20 protein-coding genes and 1 pseudogene are annotated in these 21,870 nt (G+C 67.8%); 10 read left to right on the forward strand and 11 right to left on the reverse strand.

The window, feature by feature from the left end; translation table 11 throughout:
• Positions 1 to 113 precede the first annotated feature (113 nt).
• The 3 genes from L324_RS02795 to L324_RS02805 are packed head-to-tail and all read left to right on the forward strand — an operon-like array spanning position 114 to position 4,679.
• Positions 114 to 1,601, forward strand: a complete 1,488-nt coding sequence (locus L324_RS02795) for an aldehyde dehydrogenase family protein (protein WP_037303846.1) — start codon at positions 114 to 116, stop codon at positions 1,599 to 1,601.
• Between the two features lie 16 nt (positions 1,602 to 1,617).
• The gene (locus L324_RS02800; RefSeq protein ID WP_037303847.1) at positions 1,618 to 3,129 is read left to right on the forward strand and encodes an APC family permease; all 1,512 of its coding nucleotides are present in this window, start codon (positions 1,618 to 1,620) and stop codon (positions 3,127 to 3,129) included.
• On the forward strand, positions 3,126 to 4,679 hold the full coding sequence (locus L324_RS02805) for a GMC family oxidoreductase (RefSeq protein WP_037303848.1): 1,554 nt from the start codon (positions 3,126 to 3,128) through the stop codon (positions 4,677 to 4,679). Before L324_RS02800 ends, L324_RS02805 begins: the two co-directional genes overlap by 4 nt.
• Positions 4,680 to 4,838: 159 nt before the next feature.
• Here the strand turns inward: L324_RS02805 and L324_RS02810 are convergent.
• The 5 genes and pseudogenes from L324_RS02810 to L324_RS02830 all read right to left on the reverse strand — a co-directional run.
• A pseudogene (locus tag L324_RS02810) lies at positions 4,839 to 5,543 on the reverse strand (IS256 family transposase); the annotation flags it as partial.
• Between the two features lie 1,075 nt (positions 5,544 to 6,618).
• Positions 6,619 to 7,782 carry an HNH endonuclease signature motif containing protein gene (locus tag L324_RS02815; RefSeq protein WP_051173622.1) on the reverse strand — a complete coding sequence of 388 codons (1,164 nt, stop codon included), beginning with the start codon at positions 7,780 to 7,782 and terminating at the stop codon, positions 6,619 to 6,621.
• A 142-nt stretch (positions 7,783 to 7,924) separates the two neighbouring features.
• Entirely contained in the window at positions 7,925 to 8,323 is a 399-nt protein-coding gene (locus tag L324_RS02820; RefSeq protein WP_235783385.1) for a hypothetical protein, read from the reverse strand.
• Between the two features lie 51 nt (positions 8,324 to 8,374).
• Positions 8,375 to 9,580 (reverse strand): class I SAM-dependent RNA methyltransferase, encoded by a 1,206-nt coding sequence (locus tag L324_RS02825; RefSeq protein WP_037303849.1) that lies wholly within the window; start codon positions 9,578 to 9,580, stop codon positions 8,375 to 8,377.
• Entirely contained in the window at positions 9,577 to 11,604 is a 2,028-nt protein-coding gene (locus L324_RS02830) for an APC family permease (protein WP_173426342.1), read from the reverse strand. The genes L324_RS02825 and L324_RS02830 overlap by 4 nt, the downstream gene beginning before the upstream one ends.
• A gap of 208 nt (positions 11,605 to 11,812) precedes the next feature.
• On the opposite strand from L324_RS02830, the gene L324_RS02835 reads away from it, so the two are divergent.
• Together L324_RS02835 and L324_RS02840 are read left to right on the forward strand one after the other, a co-directional pair.
• Positions 11,813 to 12,478, forward strand: coding sequence for a potassium channel family protein (locus L324_RS02835; protein ID WP_037303851.1), 666 nt, complete (start codon positions 11,813 to 11,815; stop codon positions 12,476 to 12,478).
• Positions 12,478 to 13,134 (forward strand): potassium channel family protein, encoded by a 657-nt coding sequence (locus L324_RS02840; RefSeq protein WP_007033567.1) that lies wholly within the window; start codon positions 12,478 to 12,480, stop codon positions 13,132 to 13,134. The genes L324_RS02835 and L324_RS02840 overlap by 1 nt, the downstream gene beginning before the upstream one ends.
• Positions 13,135 to 13,218: 84 nt before the next feature.
• Here L324_RS02840 and L324_RS02845 read toward each other — a convergent pair whose 3' ends face one another.
• Both L324_RS02845 and L324_RS02850 read right to left on the reverse strand, forming a co-directional pair.
• Positions 13,219 to 13,956 (reverse strand): DUF3159 domain-containing protein, encoded by a 738-nt coding sequence (locus tag L324_RS02845; protein ID WP_037303855.1) that lies wholly within the window; start codon positions 13,954 to 13,956, stop codon positions 13,219 to 13,221.
• Between the two features lie 9 nt (positions 13,957 to 13,965).
• Positions 13,966 to 14,346, reverse strand: coding sequence for an OB-fold nucleic acid binding domain-containing protein (locus L324_RS02850; RefSeq protein WP_020637383.1), 381 nt, complete (start codon positions 14,344 to 14,346; stop codon positions 13,966 to 13,968).
• Between the two features lie 102 nt (positions 14,347 to 14,448).
• Here L324_RS02850 and L324_RS02855 point away from each other — a divergent pair, with 102 nt between their 5' ends.
• On the forward strand, positions 14,449 to 15,159 hold the full coding sequence (locus L324_RS02855) for an alpha/beta fold hydrolase (protein ID WP_201769632.1): 711 nt from the start codon (positions 14,449 to 14,451) through the stop codon (positions 15,157 to 15,159).
• Here the strand turns inward: L324_RS02855 and L324_RS02860 are convergent.
• Together L324_RS02860 and dut are read right to left on the reverse strand one after the other, a co-directional pair.
• A complete protein-coding gene (locus tag L324_RS02860; RefSeq protein ID WP_037303860.1) occupies positions 15,156 to 15,812 on the reverse strand; it encodes a DUF3710 domain-containing protein in 657 nt (218 codons plus the stop codon). The two genes, L324_RS02855 and L324_RS02860, sit on opposite strands and share 4 nt — an antisense overlap.
• Positions 15,812 to 16,294 carry a dUTP diphosphatase gene (gene dut, locus L324_RS02865; RefSeq protein ID WP_037303862.1) on the reverse strand — a complete coding sequence of 161 codons (483 nt, stop codon included), beginning with the start codon at positions 16,292 to 16,294 and terminating at the stop codon, positions 15,812 to 15,814. The genes L324_RS02860 and dut overlap by 1 nt, the downstream gene beginning before the upstream one ends.
• A gap of 24 nt (positions 16,295 to 16,318) precedes the next feature.
• On the opposite strand from dut, the gene L324_RS02870 reads away from it, so the two are divergent.
• Positions 16,319 to 16,813 carry a DUF3093 domain-containing protein gene (locus tag L324_RS02870; RefSeq protein WP_037303864.1) on the forward strand — a complete coding sequence of 165 codons (495 nt, stop codon included), beginning with the start codon at positions 16,319 to 16,321 and terminating at the stop codon, positions 16,811 to 16,813.
• 107 nt (positions 16,814 to 16,920) lie between these two features.
• On the opposite strand, the gene L324_RS02875 is transcribed toward L324_RS02870, so the two are convergent.
• Positions 16,921 to 17,229 (reverse strand): DUF4193 domain-containing protein, encoded by a 309-nt coding sequence (locus L324_RS02875; RefSeq protein ID WP_005164528.1) that lies wholly within the window; start codon positions 17,227 to 17,229, stop codon positions 16,921 to 16,923.
• A gap of 475 nt (positions 17,230 to 17,704) precedes the next feature.
• Between L324_RS02875 and cei the strand changes: the two genes are divergently transcribed.
• Positions 17,705 to 18,388 (forward strand): envelope integrity protein Cei, encoded by a 684-nt coding sequence (gene cei / locus L324_RS02880; RefSeq protein ID WP_037303867.1) that lies wholly within the window; start codon positions 17,705 to 17,707, stop codon positions 18,386 to 18,388.
• A gap of 108 nt (positions 18,389 to 18,496) precedes the next feature.
• On the opposite strand, the gene L324_RS02885 is transcribed toward cei, so the two are convergent.
• Positions 18,497 to 19,315: an inositol monophosphatase family protein gene (locus tag L324_RS02885; protein WP_037303869.1), complete on the reverse strand. Its 819-nt coding sequence runs from the start codon at positions 19,313 to 19,315 to the stop codon at positions 18,497 to 18,499.
• Positions 19,316 to 19,382: 67 nt separating this feature from the next.
• On the opposite strand from L324_RS02885, the gene ppgK reads away from it, so the two are divergent.
• Both ppgK and L324_RS02895 read left to right on the forward strand, forming a co-directional pair.
• Positions 19,383 to 20,144 (forward strand): polyphosphate--glucose phosphotransferase, encoded by a 762-nt coding sequence (gene ppgK, locus L324_RS02890; protein ID WP_037303871.1) that lies wholly within the window; start codon positions 19,383 to 19,385, stop codon positions 20,142 to 20,144.
• A 246-nt stretch (positions 20,145 to 20,390) separates the two neighbouring features.
• On the forward strand, positions 20,391 to 21,788 hold the full coding sequence (locus L324_RS02895; protein ID WP_037303873.1) for an RNA polymerase sigma factor: 1,398 nt from the start codon (positions 20,391 to 20,393) through the stop codon (positions 21,786 to 21,788).
• The last annotated feature ends 82 nt before the right edge of the window (positions 21,789 to 21,870 follow it).

Genomic DNA, 21,870 nt, shown 5'->3' on the forward strand with positions numbered 1-21,870 from the left:
CACACGACACCCAACAGTGTGAACATGGTCTCTTTTGCCAAGTAGCGGTCACGTCGGGTGGCCGACATAATCGCTCTTCGACGGTTAAGAAGAAGCCCGTTTGGAGTGGCTTGATGGCGGATTTTTTCATCGGTGGCGAGTGGGTCGACGCGGTCGGCCGCGGTCGCAGGGAAATCCGCTGCCCGGCGGACGGATCACTGGTCGCGGAGGTCGCCGAGGGCACCCGCGAGGACACCGAAGCGGCCATCGCCGCCGCCAGGAAGGCGTTCGACACCGGTCCGTGGCCCCAGACACCCGCTCCGCAACGCGGTGACCTGCTGCTGAAGGCCGCCGACCTGCTCGACCGCGACGTCGCGGCCTTCGCCCGCGCCGAATCGCTCGACACCGGCAAACGGCTGGTCGAGAGCGAGTACGACATGGCGGATATCGCCGCCTGCCTCCGCTACTTCGGCAAACTCGCCGCCAACGACGCGGGCCGCGTGGTCGACACCGGCAACCCGGACGCCTTCAGCCGGATCGTGCACGAACCGGTCGGCGTCTGCGGGCTGATCACGCCGTGGAACTACCCGCTCCTGCAGACCATCTGGAAGGTCGCCCCCGCGCTCGCGGCGGGCAACACGTTCGTCCTCAAGCCCAGCGAGCTGACCCCGCACACCTCGATCATGCTGATGAAGCTGCTGACCGAGGCCGGGCTCCCCGCCGGCGTCGCGAACCTGGTGCTCGGCGCCGGCGCGCAGGTCGGCGCGCCGCTGTCGGAGCATCCGGACGTCGACCTGGTGTCGTTCACCGGCGGCCTCGCGACCGGCAAGATCATCGCCGCGTCCGCCGCCGCCACCGTCAAGAAGGTCGCGCTGGAACTGGGCGGCAAGAACCCGAACGTCGTCTTCGCCGATTCCGACTTCGAAACCGCCGTCGACTACGCGCTGACCGCGGTGTTCCTGCACTCCGGGCAGGTCTGCTCGGCGGGCGCGCGGCTGATCGTCCAGGAGGAGTGGCACGACAGGTTCGTCGACGAACTCGTCCGCCGCGCCGAACTGATCCGACTGGGTGGACCTTTCGACCCGAAGGCTGAAACCGGTCCCCTGATCTCGGCCGCTCATTTGGAAAAGATCGAACGCTACGTCGCCGCGGCCCTCGACGAGGGCGCCGTCCTGCGGACCGGCGGCAAACGCCCCGACGATCGCGAGCTGGCGAAGGGGCATTACTACCTGCCGACGATCCTCGACAACGTGAAGCAGGGCAGCAGCGCCGTCGTCGACGAATCGTTCGGCCCGGTGCTCACCGTCGAGACCTTCACCGACGAGGACGACGCCGTCCGCATCGCCAACGACACGCACTACGGGCTCGCGGGCGCGGTGTTCACTTCGGACGCCTCCCGCGCGCAGCGGGTCGCGAACCGGCTGCGGCACGGCACGATCTGGATCAACGACTTCCATCCGTACCTGCCCCAGGCGGAATGGGGCGGCTACAAGCAATCCGGCTTCGGGCGCGAACTGGGCCCGACGGGTTTGGCCGAGTACACGGAGGCGAAGCACATCTATCAGAACCTCCGGCCCGCACCACAGCGCTGGTTCTCCGGGGAGCCTGCCGCATCCGACTGAAGACGGGAAACTGCCGATGAGCACTCCTTCCGACGACGGCCTTGCCGGTTTCGGCTACAAACAGGAACTCGAAAGAACCCTCGGCAACTTCCACACCTTCGCCGCCGGGATCAGCTACATCTCGATCTTGACCGGCACCTTCCAGCTGTTCTACTTCGGTTTCAGCTTCGGCGGGCCCGCCTACTGGTGGTCGTGGCCGATGGTGTTCGTCGGCCAGCTGATGGTGGCGCTGTCGTTCGCCGAACTGGCCGCGCACTATCCCGTCGCCGGGTCGATCTACAACTGGTCGAAACGGCTCGGCAGCCCGCATGTCGCCTGGCTGGCCGGCTGGATGATGCTGACCGCCTCGATCGTCAGCATCGCCGCGGTCGCGCTGGCCTACCAGATCACGCTCCCGCAGATCTCGTCGTTCTTCTCGTTCTCCGGCGACAGCGCGGTGAACGCGGTCATCCTCGGCACCGCCCTGATCCTGTTCACCACGCTGGTGAACGCCTGGGGTGTGAAGCTGATGGCGCGGATCAACAGCGCCGGGGTGTTCATCGAACTGATCGCCGCGGTCCTGCTGATCGTCGCGCTCGCGGTCAACATCACGCGGGGCCCCGAGGTCGTCATGCAGACCAACAACACCGGCGCCGACCAGCCTTGGGGCTACTTCGGCGCGTTCCTGGTCGCCTCGCTCGCCTCGACCTACGTCATGTACGGCTTCGACACCGCCAGCTCGCTCGGCGAAGAGTCCCATGACCCGCGCAAGAACGCGCCCAAGGCGATCCTGCGCGCGCTGATCGCGTCGTTCGTCATCGGCGGGCTCATCCTGCTGCTGGCGCTGATGGCCGTCAGCGACATCAACGACCCCCAGATCGCGACGGGCGGCCTGCAGTTCATCGTGCTCGACGTGCTGGGCAGCACCGTCGGCACGATCTTCCTGCTGGCCGTGGTCATCGCGATCACGGTGTGCAACCTGGCCGTGCAGTCGGCGTCGATCCGGATGATGTTCGCGATGGGCCGCGACAACAACCTGCCCGCCGGGAAGCATCTGGCGAGGGTGTCGCCGAAGACCAAGACCCCCGTGGTGCCCGCGATCGTCTCCGGCGTCATCGCGGTGCTGATCCTGGTCGTCAACGTCGGCCAGCCGCAGATCTTCACGGTGATCACCAGTATCGGCATCATCATGATCTACCTGGCGTACCTGCTGGTCACCATCCCGATGCTGGTCAAGCGGCTGCGCGGACAGTGGCCGCCGCCGAAGGTCGAAGGGACCAAATACTTCTCCCTCGGCAAGCTGGGCCTGCCGGTCAACATCCTCGGCGTGCTGTGGGGCGGCGCGATCGTGGTGAACCTGGCCTGGCCGCGGCGAGAGGTCTACAACGCGACCGAGCCCTATCACTGGTACCTCGAATGGGGGGCCGTGCTGTTCGTCGGCGCGGTGGCGGTCGTCGGTTTCGCGTATTACTGGTTCATCCTGCGGCACAAGAGCGGCGTCCTCGCCGATCACGCCGCGGCGGCACTTCCCGAGGAGGCAGCACAGTGACCGGAGAGTTCGACTACATCGTCGTCGGCGGCGGGACGGCGGGGTCAGTGGTCGCGGCCAGACTCTCGGAGGACCCGGACGTCACCGTGGCACTACTGGAAGCCGGACCGTCCGATGTGGACGATCCTGCGGTGCTGGAACTGACGAAGTGGATGGCGCTGCTGGAATCCGGGTACGACTGGGACTACCTGGTCGAACCCCAGGAGTCCGGGAACTCGTTCCTGCGCCACGCCCGCGCGCGGGTGCTGGGCGGGTGCTCGTCGCACAACTCGTGCATCGCGTTCTGGGCGCCGGCGGAGGACCTCGACGAATGGTCGTCACTCGGCCTGCCCGGCTGGTCTTCGAAGGATATTTTCCCGCTGTACCAACGCCTTGAGACCAACGACGGCCCCGGCGACCACCACGGCCGCTCGGGTCCGGTGACCATCCGCTCGGTGCCGCCGAACGATCCGACCGGCGTCGCGCTGCTCCAGGCCTGCGAGCAGGCCGGCATCCCGCGGGTGGAATTCAACTCCGGCAAGACCGTGACGCACGGCGCGAACTGGTTCCAGATCAACGCGCGCGAGGACGGCACCCGCTCGTCGGCGTCGGTGTCGTACCTGCACCCGATCATCGGAAAGCGGCCGAACCTCGAGATCATTACCGGCGCCCGGGTCCGGCGGTTGCTGTTCGACGGCAAACGCTGCACCGGAGCCGAATATCTCGCCGACGACCTGATCCACGGCGTTCCTTTGCGCGCACGGCGCGAGGTGATCCTGTCCTCCGGCGCCATCGACACGCCGAAACTGCTGATGCTGTCGGGAATCGGCCCGGCCGGGCATCTGCGCGAGGTCGGCGTGGACGTGCTGGTGGACTCACCCGGCGTCGGCGAGAACCTGCAGGATCACCCGGAGGGCGTCATCCAGTGGGACGCGCTGCAACCGATGACCACCGAATCCACGCAATGGTGGGAGATCGGCATCTTCACCACCACGGAGGAAGGGCTCGACCGGCCGGACCTGATGTTCCACTACGGCTCGGTGCCCTTCGACATGAACACCCTCCGGCAGGGCTATCCCACCACGGAGAACGGCTTCTGCCTGACCCCGAACGTCACCCGGTCACGGTCGACCGGCACCGTTCGGTTGCGCAGCCGTGACTACCGGGACAAGCCGAAGGTGGATCCGCGGTATTTCAGCGATCCGCACGACATGCGCGTGATGACCTACGGCATCAAACTGGCGCGCAAGATCGCCGAACAGCCCGCGCTGGACGAATGGGCCGGAACCGAACTGGCGCCGGGCAAGGACGTCAAGACCGACGACGAGATCGCCGACTACCTGCGCAAGACGCACAACACGGTGTATCACCCTTCGTGCACCGCGAAAATGGGCGGCGACGACGACCCGATGGCCGTCCTGGACGCCCGGCTGCGCGTGCGTGGCGTCGAAGGGCTGCGGGTCGCCGATGGTTCGGCGATGCCGTTCCTGGTCGCGGTGAACCCGTGCATCACGACGATGGCGATCGGCGAGCGCTGCGCGGACATGCTGAAGGAGGACGCTCGCTCCTGAGGTGGGGCGGGCTGCGGGCTTGTTGTGGTGGGGCGGATCCTTCGGGGTTCGCCCCACGTTTTCTTGACGGCGGTGTCGGTGGTTTGGTGGGGTGTCGCCGTTTTTCGGCGATGGGTTCTCGTGCTAGCAGCCAGAGGGGGCTCTGTCATGATTTCCGTGTAAGCCACGGAAATCATGACAGAGCCAGGCGATCAGGATGTCTTTCACGCCACGGTTACGCAGGTCGGTGACGACTTTGGCCCAGAACTTCGCCGCTTCGGTGTCGGCGATCCAGAGCCCGAGGGCGTGTTTGCGGCCTTCCATGTCCACGCCGATGGCCGGGTAGGCGACCTTGGAGGTGACCACGCCCTTGTCCTTGACCCGCAGCCGCAGGCCGTCGACATAGAGGATCGGGTACATCTCGTCCAGGGGCCGGGATTGCCATAGCGCGATCTCGTCGGTCACTACTTCGGTCACGTTGGAGATCAGTTCCCGTGACACGTTCACGCTATACACTTCACGCAAATGGGATTCGATGTCCCGGGTGGTCATGCCACGCGAATACAGCGACAGGATCGCTTCGTCGATATTACCGAGCCTGCGTGCACGTTTCGGTACGATCGCCGGTTCGAACGAGCCGTTCCGGTCACGCGGCACCGCCGGCTCGACCGGGCCGTTCGAGGTGGATACGGTTTTCGAGGATCTGCCGTTCCGGGAGTTCCCGGACCCGTTCCCGGCAGGGTCTCCTTTCTCATATCCGAGATGGTGGGTCATTTCGGCGTCCAGTGCTCGTTCGAGCGCCGCCTTGGTCATCTGATTCAGCAATTCTTGCGCGCCCAGCGCACCGCCATTCGCATACGCGTCTTTCACCAACGCGTCCAGCATTTCCGGCGGCAGCACACGCGCGAGCGCTTCGCCGGCCGCGGAGCCCGGATCCCGGTCAGGTGTGTCCTCGGTCACGGATAGAGCCTTTCTGGGTCGCGTTCGACGACCCGATCCTGGTCCATCCGTGGCTTACACGGTTGCCATGACACGGCCCAAGTCGGCTGTATTGGCGCTACCACGATCCTGTCGCCGTTATTCGGCGATGGAGTTCCGTCTCGGCGACGCAGAAGAGACCTGTCTGGCAGGGAAGCGGCACTGCTCCAGTTACCCAAGCCGCACACATCACCGCTGTCACCGCCGGGAAGACGCTCCCGGAAGGAGCCAGCTCGAGCAGTCGCCGCTTTTCGGCAATGGAGCGCGCCTGCTGGTCAGCAATCGGTGCGGCTTCGGTCGTCAGGACCAAGTCGGCTAGTGGCGCTGCCACGAACAGGGCTACAGATATCCACTTCGACTCAAGAGCACGAAAGGCGCGCCTAGACTGTCGCCGTTTTCCGGCGACGGGAGTCCCGCCCTGTGTTTGCTGTCGCCACTATCCGGCGACGGGTCCAGCCCGGCGGCGCAAAAGAGACCCGTCCGGCAGGGAACCGGTCCCGCTCCCACCGACCAAGCCACACCCATCACCGCCACATCGCCGGGAAGGCGCTCCCGGACAGGAGCCAGCTCGAGCTGTTGCCGTTTTTCGGCAACGGAGTACGTCTGTGGGTCAGCAATCGGCGCGACTTCGGTCCTCAGGGCCAGATCAGCCGCACTGGCACTGCCACGAACAGGGCTACAGATCTCCACTTCGACTCAAGAGCACGAAAGGCACGCCTGGACTGCCGCCGTTTTCCGGCGACGGGAGTCCCGGCCGGAGTTGCTGCCGCCACTATCCGGCGACGGGAACCAGCCCCTGCGCCCCAGAAGAGGCCTACCCGACCGCGAACCAACACCTCTCCAGCCACCAAGCCACCCCAGCCAGCCGAGAACGCCCAAGACGTGTCCACCGCTCAATGAAGCACTACAGAAGGCATCTACCGGTCAGGACACCAGGCCGGAGACCAGGCGAAGGCCGTCGCCGTTTCCCGGCAACAGAGGCTCAGAACGGCGGCGGCTCCTCGCCCCAAAGACCTTCCGGCCGCGGCTCATGAAGCGGCGGCGGACTGCTGTCAAAGCTGTGCCCGGTCGGTGTGGTGACCGTCAACGTCCCATCAGCCGCAAGCCGATAACTCCAACCAGGCTCATCCTTGAGCCGATGATCACGACGGCAAAGATCGACCAACTCGCCAGCAGCGGTATGACCACCGAACTGCCACGGCACCACATGATCCAGATCGCACGCCTGCGCGGGACGCCCGCACCCCGGTCTCCGGCACTCACGATCCCGCACCCGCACGAACTCACCCAGACCCGCCGACGGACGATACCGATCCCGCCCCACATCCAGCACCTGCCCCGACAACGGATCCGTGACAATCCGCCGCNNCAGCCCAGCCGGGATCCGGCCATGCCCCGCCAACTCCGCCGGATCATCCCTCAACCCGAGATAAGTGAACAAATCCACATACAGAAACACCTCGGCACGCTCACCCGCACCGCCCCGCCCACCCAGCAGCAGATCAAGCGCGACATCCGCCCGCAACTGATCCAGAGTGCGGGTCTCCCCACCCGTCCGCAACGCACGAGCCTCACGATCGATCCGCCGATACGCCGCGGTGACCTTCTCCACCGGGCCGTCCTCCACCTCGATCGACGCCACCCCCGTCTCCCCCTGCCGCAGACTCAGACGACGCCCCTCCCGATGATGCGCGGCACGCCTGTCCGCACCCTCCCGATCAACACTGATCGCCGCGTGATTCGCCGCCTTCCGGACCTGACCGGCATTCCTGCCCGGCAACCGACCCTCCAGCAACACATCCGCCGCACGCGCGTCCTCATCCGACAACCACGCCGTCGCGGCCGCGACCTTCATCGCACCGAAACCACACAACTTCCCCTGATCCATCAACCCCAAAGTCCGCGGCAACCGCGTCGTCAACGCCTCAGCCGCCGCCACCATCGCACCCGCATGACTGTCCACAAGAGACAACTCGAACGCCACCTCCTGCACCACACTCCGCGCACCCCCACGATGCCGGCTCAACTGCGCCAACGCCCGGAACCGCACCGCCTCCAACCGCGCGATCCCCGCCGACGCCGCCCGCGCCACAGCCACGGAATCCTTGTCATCCAACGAAACTACCGAAGCATTGACCAACTCCAAAACGGAAGGATCAGTAAGTTCTTCGAGAAGCGCCACCGGCGCCTTGAAAGTATCCACCCCACGAACATACGACCGGCCACCGACAGTTTCCGATCACACGCACACCACGGCCGTTACCGTTTTCCGGCAATGGGACAGGCCTTCAGGCAAGCGAATCCTTGACGACGGCCGGGGTGCCCCTGCGGCCGGATATCTGCTCCACCGCCCACGCCTGCCCGAACTCGGCCAACGCGGGCCCCGACCAGAAAGCGGAGATGCTGACCCCTTTCCACACCAGCATCTTCGGCCCGTTCAGGGTGCCGTGACTGACCTGTACCTGGACAGCGCCCTCGGCCCAGGCGAAGACGAAGTGGGCGTACATGAACATCCACGCCTGTCTGCCCAGCAGATCCCGGACGAGCACCGGCCCCTCGGAGACATAGGGCGCCGTGTAGATGATCTGCTTGCGGTCATTCCGGTAAGTGATTTCCTGCGCCGTTACTCCGAGCGGCAACATCGAAGGAAGATAGTCCACCTTGACACAGTCGACGAGCACCGGCACCCGGGCAAGCCGAACGAAGCCCGACCATTCCAACGATCGACAATTCCGCCGTTATTGCAGCAAGGCAACACATTCGACGTGCTGGGTCATCGGGAACGCGTCGAAGGCACGCAGATCACTGAGGCCGTAACCGTGCGCGGCGAACAGCGCGATGTCCCTCGCCAGCGCCGCCGGATCGCAGGCGACGTAGACGATCCGGTCCGGCAAACCCTCCACAATGGACTCGACGACCGCCTTGCCCGCACCCTTGCGGGGCGGGTCGAGGACCACGACGTCGACGGGTTTCGGGGCATCGGCCAGGAGATGTTCGACGCGTCCGGAGCGCCAGCGGACCTGCGGGAGGTCCGCCAGGTTCTCCTCACCGTCGGCGACGGCGCGGCGACCGGATTCCACGGCCAGCACACGTCCGCCGGGACCGACCTGGTCGGCCAGCACCGAGGCGAACAGGCCGACGCCGGCGTACAGGTCCCAGGCCACGCCGTCGCGCGGGGCCTCGGCCCATTCGGCGACGACGGCGGCGAGCGTGTCCGCGGCGGCCGGGTGGACCTGCCAGAAACCGTGGGCGTCCAGCCGCCAGTCGCGACCGGCCGCGTGCTGGACGGCGAGCCCGCCGGTCAGCTGCCGGGAACGGGTCTTGCCGTGGACCGTCGACAGGTCACGGAGGTGCACCTTGCCGTCGCCGTCCTTGGTGACCTCGATTTCTGAGCCGGGCCGCCAGTTCCGCGAAACCACGTCGTCGAGCGCGCCGGGGACGGTGATCGGGCAGTCGTCGATCGCGATCACCCGGTGGCTGTGGTGCGCCCTGAAACCCGCACGGCCGTCCTTGCCCGCGACGAGCCGGACGCGGCTGCGCCAGTCCAGCGGACCGCCTTCGAGCGCTTCGACGACGACCTCGCGCTCGATCCCGGCCAGCCTCTTCAGCTGCTCCGCGACCACCGTGGCCTTGAGTTCACGCTGATAGGCGGGGTCGGCGTGCTGCCAGTCGCAGCCGCCGCACTCCCCCGGCGCCGCGAGCGGGCACGGCGGCTCCACGCGTTCCGGCGACGCCTCCAGGACCTCGATCGCGTCGGCACGGCAGAACGAGCCACCCTTGTCCTCGGTGACCGAGGCCAGTACCCGTTCGCCGGGCAGCGCGTGCCGCACGAACACGACCCGCCCCTCCGCCCGCGCGACGCAGTGCCCGCCGTGCGCGACCGCGCCGACCTCCAGCTCGATCGTCCGCCCGAGCCATGTACCGGTCGACGCGTCCACAGTCATTCTGTTTTGTCCTTAGTCTTTTCGGGCTGCTTGACCACCGGGGATAATCCGCGCCGCACGTCGCCCGCGGCGGGACGTGCCTTCCGGTCGCGGTCGATCGCCTTCGCCGAGGATTCCAGCTGCCACGGCACGCTGGTCACCATGACGCCGGGTTGGAACAGGAGCCGCCCCTTGAGCCGCAGCGCGCTCTGGTTGTGCAGTACCTGCTCCCACCAGTGCCCGACCACGTATTCGGGGATGAACACCGTCACCACGTTGCGCGGATTGTCGCCGCGCACGCGCTTCACGTAGTCCAGCACCGGTTTCGTGATCTCGCGATACGGCGATTCGATCACCTTCAGCGGCACCTTGAAATTGTGGTCGTCCCAATCCTGGACGAGCTGGCGCGTTTCGCCGTCGTCGACATTCACCGTCACCGCTTCGAGGACGTCGGGACGGACTGCCTTGGCGTAGGAAAGCGCGCGCAGTGTCGGCAGGTGCAGTTTCGAAATCAGCACGATCGCGTGATTCCGGGACGGCAGAACGGCCGGTTTGCGCTCCATTTCGCGCAATTCTTCGGCGACCCGGTCGTAGTGTTTCCGGATCGCGGTCATCAGGATGTAGATGGCCACCATCGCCGCGATCGCGATCCAGGCGCCGAGCAGGAACTTCGTGATCAGCACGATGATCAGCACGGTGCCGGTCATGGTGAGGCCGACGCCGTTGACCGTCTGCGAACGCCGCATCCGCCGTCGCACCGCCGGGTCGGATTCCCTGGCCAGCAGGCGGTTCCAGTGCCGGATCATGCCCGCCTGGCTGACCGTGAAGGAGACGAACACCCCCACGATGTAGAGCTGGATGAGCTTCGTGACCTCGGCGTCGAACGCGATGATCAGCACCAGGGCGAAGGCGGAGAGGAACAGGATCCCGTTGGAGAACGCCAGCCTGTCGCCCCGGGTGTGCAGCTGGCGCGGCAGGTAGCGGTCCTGCGCGAGGATCGAGCCGAGCACCGGGAAGCCGTTGAACGCGGTGTTCGCCGCCAGCAGCAGGATGATGCCGGTGGAGAAGGAGATGTAGTAGAACGCCGGCGGGAAGTCGGGGAACACCGCCTGCGCGATCTGGGCGACGATGGTCTTCTGCTCGTACCCCGCCGGGGTGCCGGAAAGCTGGGTCTCTGGATGCTCGGCGAACTTGACGTCGGTGATGATCGCCAGCGTGATGATGCCGACCAGCATCGTCACCGCGAGCACACCCATCAGCAGCAGCGTGGTCGCCGCGTTCTTCGACTTCGGTTTCCGGAACGCCGGGACGCCGTTGCTGATCGCCTCGACCCCGGTCAGCGCCGCGGCGCCGGAGGAGAACGTCCTCAGCAACAGGAAGAAGAACGCGAAACCGGTCAAAGAGGCTTCTTCATGCAATTCGAACCCGGCGCTCTCGGCCCGCATGTCGGCGCCGGAGGCCGCCTCGATCAGGCCCCAGACCACCATGCCGAGAATGCCGATGATGAACCCGTAGGTCGGGATGGCGAACGCTTTGCCCGATTCACGAACTCCGCGAAGGTTCAGCGCCGTCAGGACGGTCACGATGATGATCGCGGCGGGCACCTTGTTCTGCGCCACCCACGGCACGGCCGAACCGATGTTCGCCACGCCGGACGAGGTCGACACGGCCACCGTGAGCACGTAGTCGACCAGCAGCGCGCTGGCCACGGTGAGCCCGAATTTGCCGCCGAGGTTGGTGTTGGCGACTTCGTAGTCACCGCCGCCGCTCGGATAGGCGTGCACGTTCTGCCGGTAGGAGGCGACCACGACCAGCATGACGAGTGCGACGGCGACCCCGATCCAGGGTGCGAAGGCGTACGCGGACAGGCCGGCGACGCTGAGGGTCAGAAAGATCTCCTCAGGCGCGTAGGCGACGCTCGACAACGCGTCGGACGCGAAAATCGGCAGCGCGATGCGCTTCGGCAGCAGCGTATGCGAGAGGCGGTCACTCCGGAATGGACGTCCGAGGACGAGCCGCTTCACCACGGTCGGGAACTTCGACACCACAAGAGAGTAACGGCGACGCGCAGCGTCTCCGTTGAGGGTGGTGGCGGGGAGGACGGTGGGAAGTAACGGCGACGCGCGGCGTCTCCCTTGAGGGTCGCGGAGGGGAGGACGGTTGGAGGCGACGGGCGACCCACACGGTAGGTTCGGCGCTGGTGTATCCGGGTACCTGCGGACGGGTGAAGTCCGAAACTAAAGGAGGCAGGGCGTGCACGTGGTGATCATGGGATGCGGCCGGGTCGGCGCATCCCTGGCCGCGGCGCTGGAGCGACTGGGGCACGACGTCGCCATCATCGACAAGACCCAGCAGGCGTTCCGGCGGCTCGGCAGTGATTTCCACGGTCAGCAGGTGGTCGGCGTCGGATTCGACCGGCAGGTGCTGATCGAGGCCGGGATCGAACGCGCGGGCGCCTTCGCGGCGGTCTCCAGCGGCGACAACTCCAACATCATCTCGGCGCGGGTGGCCAGGGAGAACTTCGGCGTCGACAAGGTCGTCGCCAGGATCTACGACCACAAGCGCGCGGCGGTCTACGAGCGGCTGGGCATCCCGACGGTGGCGACCGTCCCGTGGACGACCGACCGGTTCCTGCGCAGCCTGCTGCCCGACGGCGTCGCCTCGGCGTGGCGTGATCCCTCCGGCAGCGTGGCGCTCCTGCAGCTGCCGCTGCACGAGGGCTGGGTCGGGCGCAGCGTGCGCGACCTGCAGGACACCACCGGCGCGCGGGTCGCGTTCATCATGCGGTTCGGTACCGCCGTGTTGCCCGACACCAAGGCCGTGATCCAAGCCGACGACGTCGTGTACGTCGCCGCGAAGTCGGGCACTGTCAGCGACGTGACCAGCGTCGCCCTTCGCGAACCGGAAGAGGAGAACTGATGCGGGTCGCGATTGCCGGGGCCGGCGCGGTGGGCCGGTCGATCGCCGCGGAGCTGATCGACGGACGCCACCAGGTGATGCTCATCGAGCGTGAGGCCGACCAGTTCGAGCCCCATACGGTCGAGCAGGCGGACTGGGTGCTGGGCGACGCGTGCGAGGTGTCGATCCTGGAGGAGTCCGGGATCGAGCAGTGCGACGTCGTGATCGCCGCGACCGGTGACGACAAGGCGAACCTGGTGGTGTCGCTGCTGGCGAAGACCGAGTTCGCGGTGCGCCGGGTGGTGGCGCGGGTGAACAACCCGGCCAACGAATGGCTGTTCAACGACGCCTGGGGCGTCGATGTCGCCGTGTCGACACCGCGGATGCTCGCGGCGATGGTCGAGGAGGCGGTGAGCGTCGGCGATCTGGTGCGGCTGATGACGTTCCGGCAGAGCCAGGCGAACCTGGTCGAACTCACCCTCCCGGAGGAGACGCCGCTGGCGGGCAAGGCGGTCAGCGAGATCAACCTGCCGCGGGACGCGGCGCTGGTGACGATCCTGCGCGGGGACCGGGTGATCGTGCCGCAGCCGGAGGACCCGCTGGAGCCGGGTGACGAGCTGCTGTTCGTGGCGACGTCGGATGTGGAACCGGAGATCCGGACCGCGCTCGGCTACTGAGCGACCCGGCCTACGGAGGGCCGACCTCCCGCATTTCGTCCTCTGGATGCGGTACTTGCGCGTGCATCTACCGCATCGAGAGGACTAAATGCGCGGGTTGTCGACGGCGGGCGCCTGGGCGTACTTCTCCCGCAGCCGCGCCTCGATCTCTTCGTCGGTCTCTTCCGGCGGGGCCTCTTCGGCCTGCGCCTTGAGGTGCTTCTCCGACCGCCGCACCGCCCAGACGACGGTGAGCAGGCCGAGCGCGTACAGCGGGTACCCCATCGCGATCTTCGCGAAGGCCAGCCAGCCGGTGTAGTCCTCGTCGTACAGCCAGCGCTGGACGACGAACCGGGCGCCGAAGATCAGGGCCATGGCGGCGGTCGCGATCGAGTAGGAGATCAGCGACTTCTTGTCCTTGCGCCAAGCGTGGCCGTTGCCGTTGAGCGCGTTCCACACCACCCCGGCGAGCGGCCAGCGAACGACGATCGACAGCACGAAGACACCGCAGTAGACCAGGCTCGTCCAGATGCCGAACAGGAAGAAGCCCTTGGCCGATCCGGTCCGGTAGGCGATGAACGCCGCGATCGCCACCCCGAAGAACCCCGAGATGGCGGGCTGCAGCGGCTCCTTGCGGACGATCCGCAGCACCGTGATGGCCACGGCGCTGCCGACGGCGGCCCAGATGCCGACGGTCAGGCCGAAGATGGCGTTCGCGATCACGAACACGATGACCGGCAGCGAGGAATAGAACAGCCCCGACAGCCCGCCCATCTGTTCCAGCAGGGTGGGCTGCGGCTTCTTGTCGTCGGTCTTCTCTTCGCCGCCGGCGGGTTCAGTCACGATGCGGGATCAACTCACAGGGCTCTGAAGTTCGTAATAGGGGTTGTACAGCACCTTCTGACCATCACGTTCGGCCATCCGGCCGCGCACCTTGATGGTTCGCCCGGGTTCGATCCCGGGGATCCGGCGGCGTCCGAGCCAGATTAGCGTCACACCCTGTGTGCCGTCGAACAGCTCGGCCTGCAGTGTCGCGGCCTCGTTGGTCGGGCAGAGCTCCACGCTGCGGAGTCTGCCGAGCACCGTCACCTCTTCGCCCGACCGGCAGTCACAGGCTCGCTGAGCCCCGCCCGCTTCGGATTTTTCGGATAGGTCGTCGGCGTCGAGATCCTCGACGTCACTGGTCAGCTTGCGAACCAACCGGCTGAAGTAGCCGCCGTCTTTGGCGGGCATAACGGTGCTCCTGTGCTCCGGGGCCCCCGACTTGAACGGCCCGTGCGTAATCCAGCGTAACTGTGTTCAGCCAGGGAAACCGGTTTGGGAGAAGATCGCAACGTGACCTCCGCTATTCCGCCTACGACGGCAGTAGTGCTCCCCGGCACCGGGTCGGACGAGGTGTTCGTCCGCAGCGTGTTCGCCGGCCCGCTGCGGGCGCTCGGCATCCGGTTGCTCGCCCCGCCACCACCTCCGGGAGACCGGCTCGCGGACGGCTGTCTCGAGGTGCTGGACCGGCTGTCCGCCGAACACGGTCCGCTGCTCGTCGGCGGTATCTCGTTCGGCGCGCACCTCTCCGCGGAGTGGGCGGCCCGCAATCCGGGGCACTGCACCGGCCTGCTGGCCGCGCTCCCGGCCTGGAACGGCCCGGCCGGGCAAGCACCCGCGTCGCTCGCCGCGCGGCTGTCAGCGGATCTGGTGGCCGAAAACGGCGTCGACGGGGCGCTGGCGAAATCGTCCGACGGCGTGCCCGGCTGGCTTTCCGCGGAACTCGGCCGGGCCTGGCGGCGGCACGGCGACGGACTGGCGGCGAGCCTGCGGACGGCGGCGTCCCATCCCGCCCCGGAACTCGAGACGCTGAAAGGACTCGACGTGCCCGCCGGGATCGGCGCGTGTTCGGACGACCCGATCCATCCGGTGGAGGTCGCGCGGGCCTGGGCGGAGGCCCTGCCGCGCGCCGAGGTCGGCGAGTCGACGCTCACCGCCCTCGGCGCGGACCGGGAATCCCTGGGCCGGGCGACCGTGCTGGCCTGGCTGAAAGCCCGCCGCTAACCCTGCTGTTCCGCGATGTGCTGGGCGACGGCGTCGGGCAGCGTGATGGTCAGCGGGGTGCGGACCGGCATCGGCGCGTCGCCGCGGTCGACGATGGTGTGCCGCACGATCTCGCGCAGCACGGCAGGCGCCTGCGACGACTGCGACTGCGGCCCGGCGATGACACCGCGGAGCATCCAGCGCGGCCCGTCGACCCCGACGAACCGCAGCGCGACGTCACCGACGATCGCGGACAGCTCGAGCCCCCACTCCCCCATGCCGACCGAGACCTTGGCGCCGTCGGCGCGCAGCTGCTCGGTGAGTTCGGTGCTGACGTCCTTCCACAGGCCGCCGGACCGGGGCGCCGCGTAGCCGCTGACGGTGATCTGGCCCTGTTCGGTGACGACGTGCACCGCGCGGACGCCGCCGCTTTCCGGGTCCATCTCGACCTGGACCTGGGAACCGTCGGGTACCGGCACCTTCACCGAGCCGAGGTCGATCCTCGGGATGCCGTCCTCGGGCGCGTCGGCGATGTCGAACGGGCCGTCGGCGGTCTCCGACAGCTGCGGCTCGAGCTCCTCGGCGTCGTCGACGTCGCCGGGGCGGTCCTCGACCTCGGGCGCGGCGTGCCGTCCGCCGGGCTTCGCCCCGCGCTTGCGACCGAAAATCCCCACTAGTTCTCCGTTCCTTCCCTGGCTCCGGCTCCCAGTGTGGCGTGTCCGCCCGTGGAGCCATACCCTCCCTCGCCGCGCTCGGACGACGCGAGTTCGGCGACCTCGACGAACTCGGCCTGTTCGACCCGTTGCACGACCAGCTGCGCGATCCGGTCGCCGCGGGTGAGCACGACCTTCTCGGAGAGATCATGGTTGATCAGGCAGACGCGGATCTCACCGCGGTACCCGGAGTCGATCGTGCCGGGGGTGTTCACCACCGAGAGGCCGACGCGGGCCGCCAGGCCCGAGCGTGGGTGGACGAAGCCCGCGTACCCGGGCGGCAGGGCGATCGCGACGCCCGTCCCGACCACGCCGCGTTCGCCGGGCGCGAGCACGAGATCCGAGGTGGTGACGAGGTCGGCGCCCGCGTCGCCGGGGCGCGCGTAGGCGGGAAGAGGGACCGACGGATCGATCCGGGAAAGCAGTACCTGAACGGTGGACACGGGCGGCGAGACTACCCTGAAGGCGTGGGTGAAAGCGTGAACACGGCCGAAGGCGGCGCCGTCAAGCATTCAGAGCGGCTCTACGTCCCGTGGTGGGGCTGGCCGTTGCCGCTGCTGGGCGGCGGGCTGCTGGCGGCGGAGATCGACATGGGCTATCCCGGGCTCCGCGGCTGGCTGCCGTACGTGGTGCTGCTCCCCGCGGTGATCGCGCTGATGATCTCGCTCGGCCGGTCGAAGGTGAAGGTCACCGGCGGCGACGAGCCGGAACTGTGGCTCCGCGACGCGCACCTCCCGCTGAAGTTCGCGGGCGACGTCGAAGTCATCGGCAAGGAAGAGAAACGGAACGCCCTCGGCCGCGACGCCGATCCGGCGGCCTTCGTGCTGCACCGGGGCTGGGTCGGCCCGGTCGTGCGGGTCTGGCTGACCGATCCCGACGACCCGACGCCGTACTGGCTGTTCAGCACCCGCCAGCCGGAGAAGGTGGCCGCACTGCTGCGCCAGCCCGCCTCGAAGGCCTAGACACAGGAGCCCCGGACACAGGAAAGGGGGCCGGCCACACGGCCGGCCCCCTTATTCCTGTTTTGAACCCCGAAACCCCTGTCGCGCCGACCCCTGTGCCCGTAGGCTCAGGCGCAGTCGCGGCAGATGAGCCGTCCGCCACTCTCCTCCGCCAGCCTGCTGCGGTGATGCACCAGGAAGCAGACGGAGCAGGTGAACTCGTCGGCCTGCTTGGGCACGACCTTCACGGTCAGGTCCTCACCGGAAAGTCCGGAGAGGTCCGCGCCCGGCAGCTCGAAGTTTTCGGCGGTCGCGTCCTCGTCGACGTCCACGACGCCGGACTGGTTTTCGTTGCGCCGTGCCTTGAGCTCTTCCAACGAGTCTTCGGCCAGCTCGTCGGCTTCGCTGCGGCGCGGAGCGTCGTAGTCGGTCGCCATTTGTCCCTCACCCCTGCGATCAGCTTCGATGTCAGATGGCCCGGACCCGCGAGCGCGTGGCTCGTGAGTCCTTCGTGCCGCTGGTTAACGTCCCAGCGCCCCTGTTTGTGCCCGGCTCGGCAGTGAGCGAGGTCTCTCTTTTGCGCCTCTTACTGCCGCCTGAGCCCGCGAAGGGTAGCTCACGCCGATACCGGCTCTGCAACGAGTCAGACATTGCCGCGAATACGTCACCCAACAGGGGGAACCTGCCCGAGGGCGGAGAAGCTGTCCTGAAGACGCCCGTCGTCCGAATGGGTTGCCCCTGCGTCGGGAACCTCACCGACCGGGCCCGGTCGCTTGCCCGGAGTGGCCGTCGCGTGGTGCTATCCGGAGGCCCGCGCCGACGACCTTCGCCTCAACGCATAGGCTGATCGGACACGACGGTGTGACTGAACGCACCGTCCGGGGATCCGGGCTTTGGGGAAGGGACTGGCAGGTGGCGTCGGGGAACGGCATCGGGGACCGCGGGGCGAAGCCGTATCGCAAGCACAACCCGCTGCCCGCGCTCATCGTGATCGGGGTGCTGGCACTCGGCGCGGTGATCGTCTGGGTGAACGTCGTGGCGAGCGGCGCCGACGTCGACGCCAAGATCCGCTGCGATCCACCGCCCTCTCCGCAACCGGGCGTCACCTACACGTCGCTCGCGCACAACGGGTTGGACGATCGCGCGCCGGTGCCGCCGGACAAGGTCGCCCTCCAGGTGCTCAACGGCTCCCAGATCCGCGGCCAGGGCGGCATCGCCACCAGCACGCTCAAGGAAATGGGCTTCTCCCAGGCACTCGAGCCGATCACCGACCCGGCCTACAAGAACGCCGAGGCCAAATGCCGCGGCCAGATCCGCTTCGGCGAGAACGGCGCGGCGGCGGCCCGCACGGTGAGCCTGGTGGTCCCGTGCGCGGAACTGGTCAAGGACAACCGCAAGGACGCTTCGGTCACCCTCACCACCGGCACCCTGTTCGGCGACATCCGCCCGAAGGCGGAGGCCCGTCAGGTCCTCGAGCAGCTCACGCAGTGGTCGAAGGCGCAGCAGGGCACCGGCGGCGGCGAGCAGTCGGCGGGCGGCGGCGCCCCGGTGATCGACCAGGCACTGCTGAAGGCCGCCCGCGAAGTCCCCTGCTGACCGATTCCCCAAGCGGGCTGAAAGGGCCCTTCCCCGCATCACATGCGGCGAAGGGCGCTTTCCTCGCATGCGATGCGGGGAAAGCGCCCTTCAGCCCCTGCCGGAACCTCAGATCGTGCCCGCACCGGACTCGATCAGCGCCTGGCGCAGCGGCGCGGCGATCGACGGCGCCACCGCGAAGGTCGCGTCCGGTCCCAGCCCGGCGTCCTCGCCCGGAATCGACACCAGGGCGCCCGCCTCGGCGGCGATGAGCGCGCCGGCGGCCCAGTCCCAGTGCCCGAGCCCGTGTTCGACGTAGGCGTCCAGCCAGCCCGCCGCGACGGCGCACAGGTCGAGCGAGGCGGCGCCGTTGCGCCGGACGTCCCGCACCCGGGTCGCCAGTTCGGCGACGAACCGGGCCTGTTTCGTACGCCGTTCGACCTTGTAGGCGAATCCGGTGCCGACGAGGGTCAGGTCGAGCCGTTCCGGCGCGTTGACCCGCAGCCGCCGCCCGTCGAGGAACGCGCCCTGCCCGCGCGCGGCGCTCCAGCGGCGGCCGCTGACCGGTTCGGCGACGGCGCCCGCGACCGAGACCCCGCCGACCTGCGCGGCCACCGACACCGCGAACCACGGCAGCCCGTAGAGGAAGTTCACCGTCCCGTCGATCGGGTCGACCACCCAGGTCACGCCGTCGCCCGCGCTCCCGCCGCCCTCCTCGCCGAGCACGGCGTCGTCGGGGCGCAGTTCGGCCAGCCGCGCCCGCACCAGCCGTTCCGACTCGTGGTCCACGGCGGTCACCACGTCGGTGTCGGCGGACTTGGTGTCCACCCGCACCTCGCGGCCCGCGTTCATCCCGGTCCAGGCCTCGTGGACCAGCTCGGCGGCCTCGCCCGCGACACGCTCGGCGACACTCTTCAGCAACGTCTCGTCAACTCCCACGTCCGCCATGTCACCACATCCGGTTAAAGTCTCCGAGGCAGGCTTCTGAATCGTGCGAGAAGGGACCACGTCCGTGGTGGAGGCGACCCGAGGTTTCGGTATCGACATCGGCGGCAGCGGGATCAAGGGCGCGCTGGTCGACTTGGCGCAGGGACAGCTGATCGGCGACCGGATCCGGTTCGACACGCCGAAGCCGTCGACGCCCGAGGCGGTGGCGGACGTCGTCGCGGAGATCACCGGACAGGCGGGCTGGGACGGCCCCGTCGGGGTCACCCTGCCCGCGGTCGTCAAGAAGGGCGTCGCGCACACCGCGGCCAACATCGACCACAAGTGGATCGGCACCGACGCCGACGCGCTGTTCGCCAAACGCCTCGGCCGCGGGGTGGACGACATCGCGATGCTCAACGACGCCGACGCCGCCGGCATGGCCGAGATCCGCTGGGGCGACCCGGCCGCGCGGCGCGGTGTGACGGCGCTGCTGACCTTCGGCACCGGCATCGGCAGCGCGGTCTTCCAGGACGGCAAGCTCGTGCCCAACACCGAGTTCGGCCACATCGAGGTCGACGGCTTCGACGCGGAGAAGAAGGCCGCGGCGTCGGTGAAGGACAACGAGGACCTGTCGTATCCCGAATGGGCGGAACGGGTGAACAGGTATCTCAGCGTGCTGGAAAACCTGATCTGGCCGGACCTGTTCATCGTCGGCGGCGGGGTCAGCAAGAAGTCGCACAAGTGGGTCCCGCTGCTGGACATCCGTACCCCGGTCGTCGTCGCGTCCTTGCAGAACAACGCGGGCATCGTCGGCGCGGCGGCGGCCGCCGCGGAGGGCATCGAGCACTGACGCGCCCGTGCTGACATCCAGGTCATGGGTGTCACTTCGGCGGGTCGGACGGCGTGTCGCGCCCGCCGGGCGGTGATCCGCGCCGCGACGCTGTCACGTATCGTCGTTACAATGGAACACGGCCCACGGCGGCGGCACCCACGAGAACGAGGGAAACCGCAGGCCGAGGGGTGTTCCCCGAAGTTTGAGGCAGCCGAGACCATCACGCCTCGGCTCGTCATGATCGACCGCTGCGAAAGGGCGTAAGTGGCAGCCGCAAGAACCGCAACCCGAAGCGGGACGAAGACAGCGACCGCAGCCGGCGAGCCGGCCGACGAGGCAGCCACCGGCGCGGCGAAGCCCGCGGCGCGCAAGACCGCCACCAAGGCGGCAGGCGCGAAGAAGGCCCCGGCGAAGAAGGCTCCGGCCAAGAAACCCACCACCAAGGGTGCCAAGGTCGACGACGGCGATCCGGAAGACGGTCCGGTAGAGCTCGACGAAGCCGACCTCGAAACCCCGGATCTGTCCGACCTCGAAGAGGTCGAGGTGGACGTCGTCGACGCGACGGTCACCGAGGAGACGGAAGAGGACGCGGAGTCCGACGAGGACGCCGAAGAGACGCCGCCGCGCCGCCGCACGACGGCCGACAAGAACGCCGGCAAGACCTCCGACAACCCGGACTTCGTCTGGGACGAGGAGGAATCCGAGGCACTGCGCCAGGCCCGTAAGGACGCCGAGCTCACCGCTTCGGCCGACTCGGTCCGCGCGTACCTCAAGCAGATCGGCAAGGTCGCCCTGCTGAACGCCGAGGAGGAGGTGGAGCTCGCCAAGCGCATCGAGGCCGGGCTCTACGCCGCCGAACGCGTCCGCAACGCCGAGGAGGAGGGCGAGAAGCTCGTCACCCAGATGCGGCGCGACCTCAAGTGGATCGTGCGCGACGGTGAACGGGCGAAGAACCACCTCCTGGAGGCGAACCTCCGGCTCGTGGTCTCGCTGGCCAAGCGCTACACCGGCCGCGGCATGGCGTTCCTGGACCTGATCCAGGAGGGCAACCTCGGCCTGATCCGCGCGGTCGAGAAGTTCGACTACACCAAGGGCTACAAGTTCTCCACGTACGCCACCTGGTGGATCCGTCAGGCGATCACCCGCGCGATGGCCGACCAGGCCCGCACCATCCGTATCCCGGTGCACATGGTCGAGGTCATCAACAAGCTCGGCCGTATACAGCGTGAACTGCTGCAGGACCTCGGTCGCGAGCCCACTCCCGAAGAGCTCGCGAAGGAAATGGACATCTCCCCGGAGAAGGTCCTCGAGATCCAGCAGTACGCCCGTGAGCCGATCTCGCTCGACCAGACCATCGGCGACGAGGGCGACTCGCAGCTCGGTGACTTCATCGAGGACTCCGAGGCCGTCGTCGCGGTCGACGCGGTGTCGTTCACGCTGCTGCAGGACCAGCTCCAGTCGGTGCTGCAGACGCTGTCCGAACGTGAAGCCGGGGTGGTGCGGCTGCGGTTCGGCCTCACCGACGGCCAGCCGCGCACGCTCGACGAGATCGGCCAGGTGTACGGGGTGACCCGTGAGCGCATCCGGCAGATCGAGTCGAAGACGATGTCGAAGCTGCGTCACCCGTCGCGTTCGCAGGTGCTACGCGACTACCTGGACTGATTTTTTCTTTCACGGACACGAAGAACCCCGTCACCTGGTGGCGGGGTTCTTCGTTTTCCGGGAGGTTGGAAGGACATCCTCT

Origin of the sequence: Amycolatopsis orientalis DSM 40040 = KCTC 9412 (assembly GCF_000478275.1) — a bacterium.
In the GTDB taxonomy this organism is placed as follows: domain Bacteria; phylum Actinomycetota; class Actinomycetes; order Mycobacteriales; family Pseudonocardiaceae; genus Amycolatopsis; species Amycolatopsis orientalis.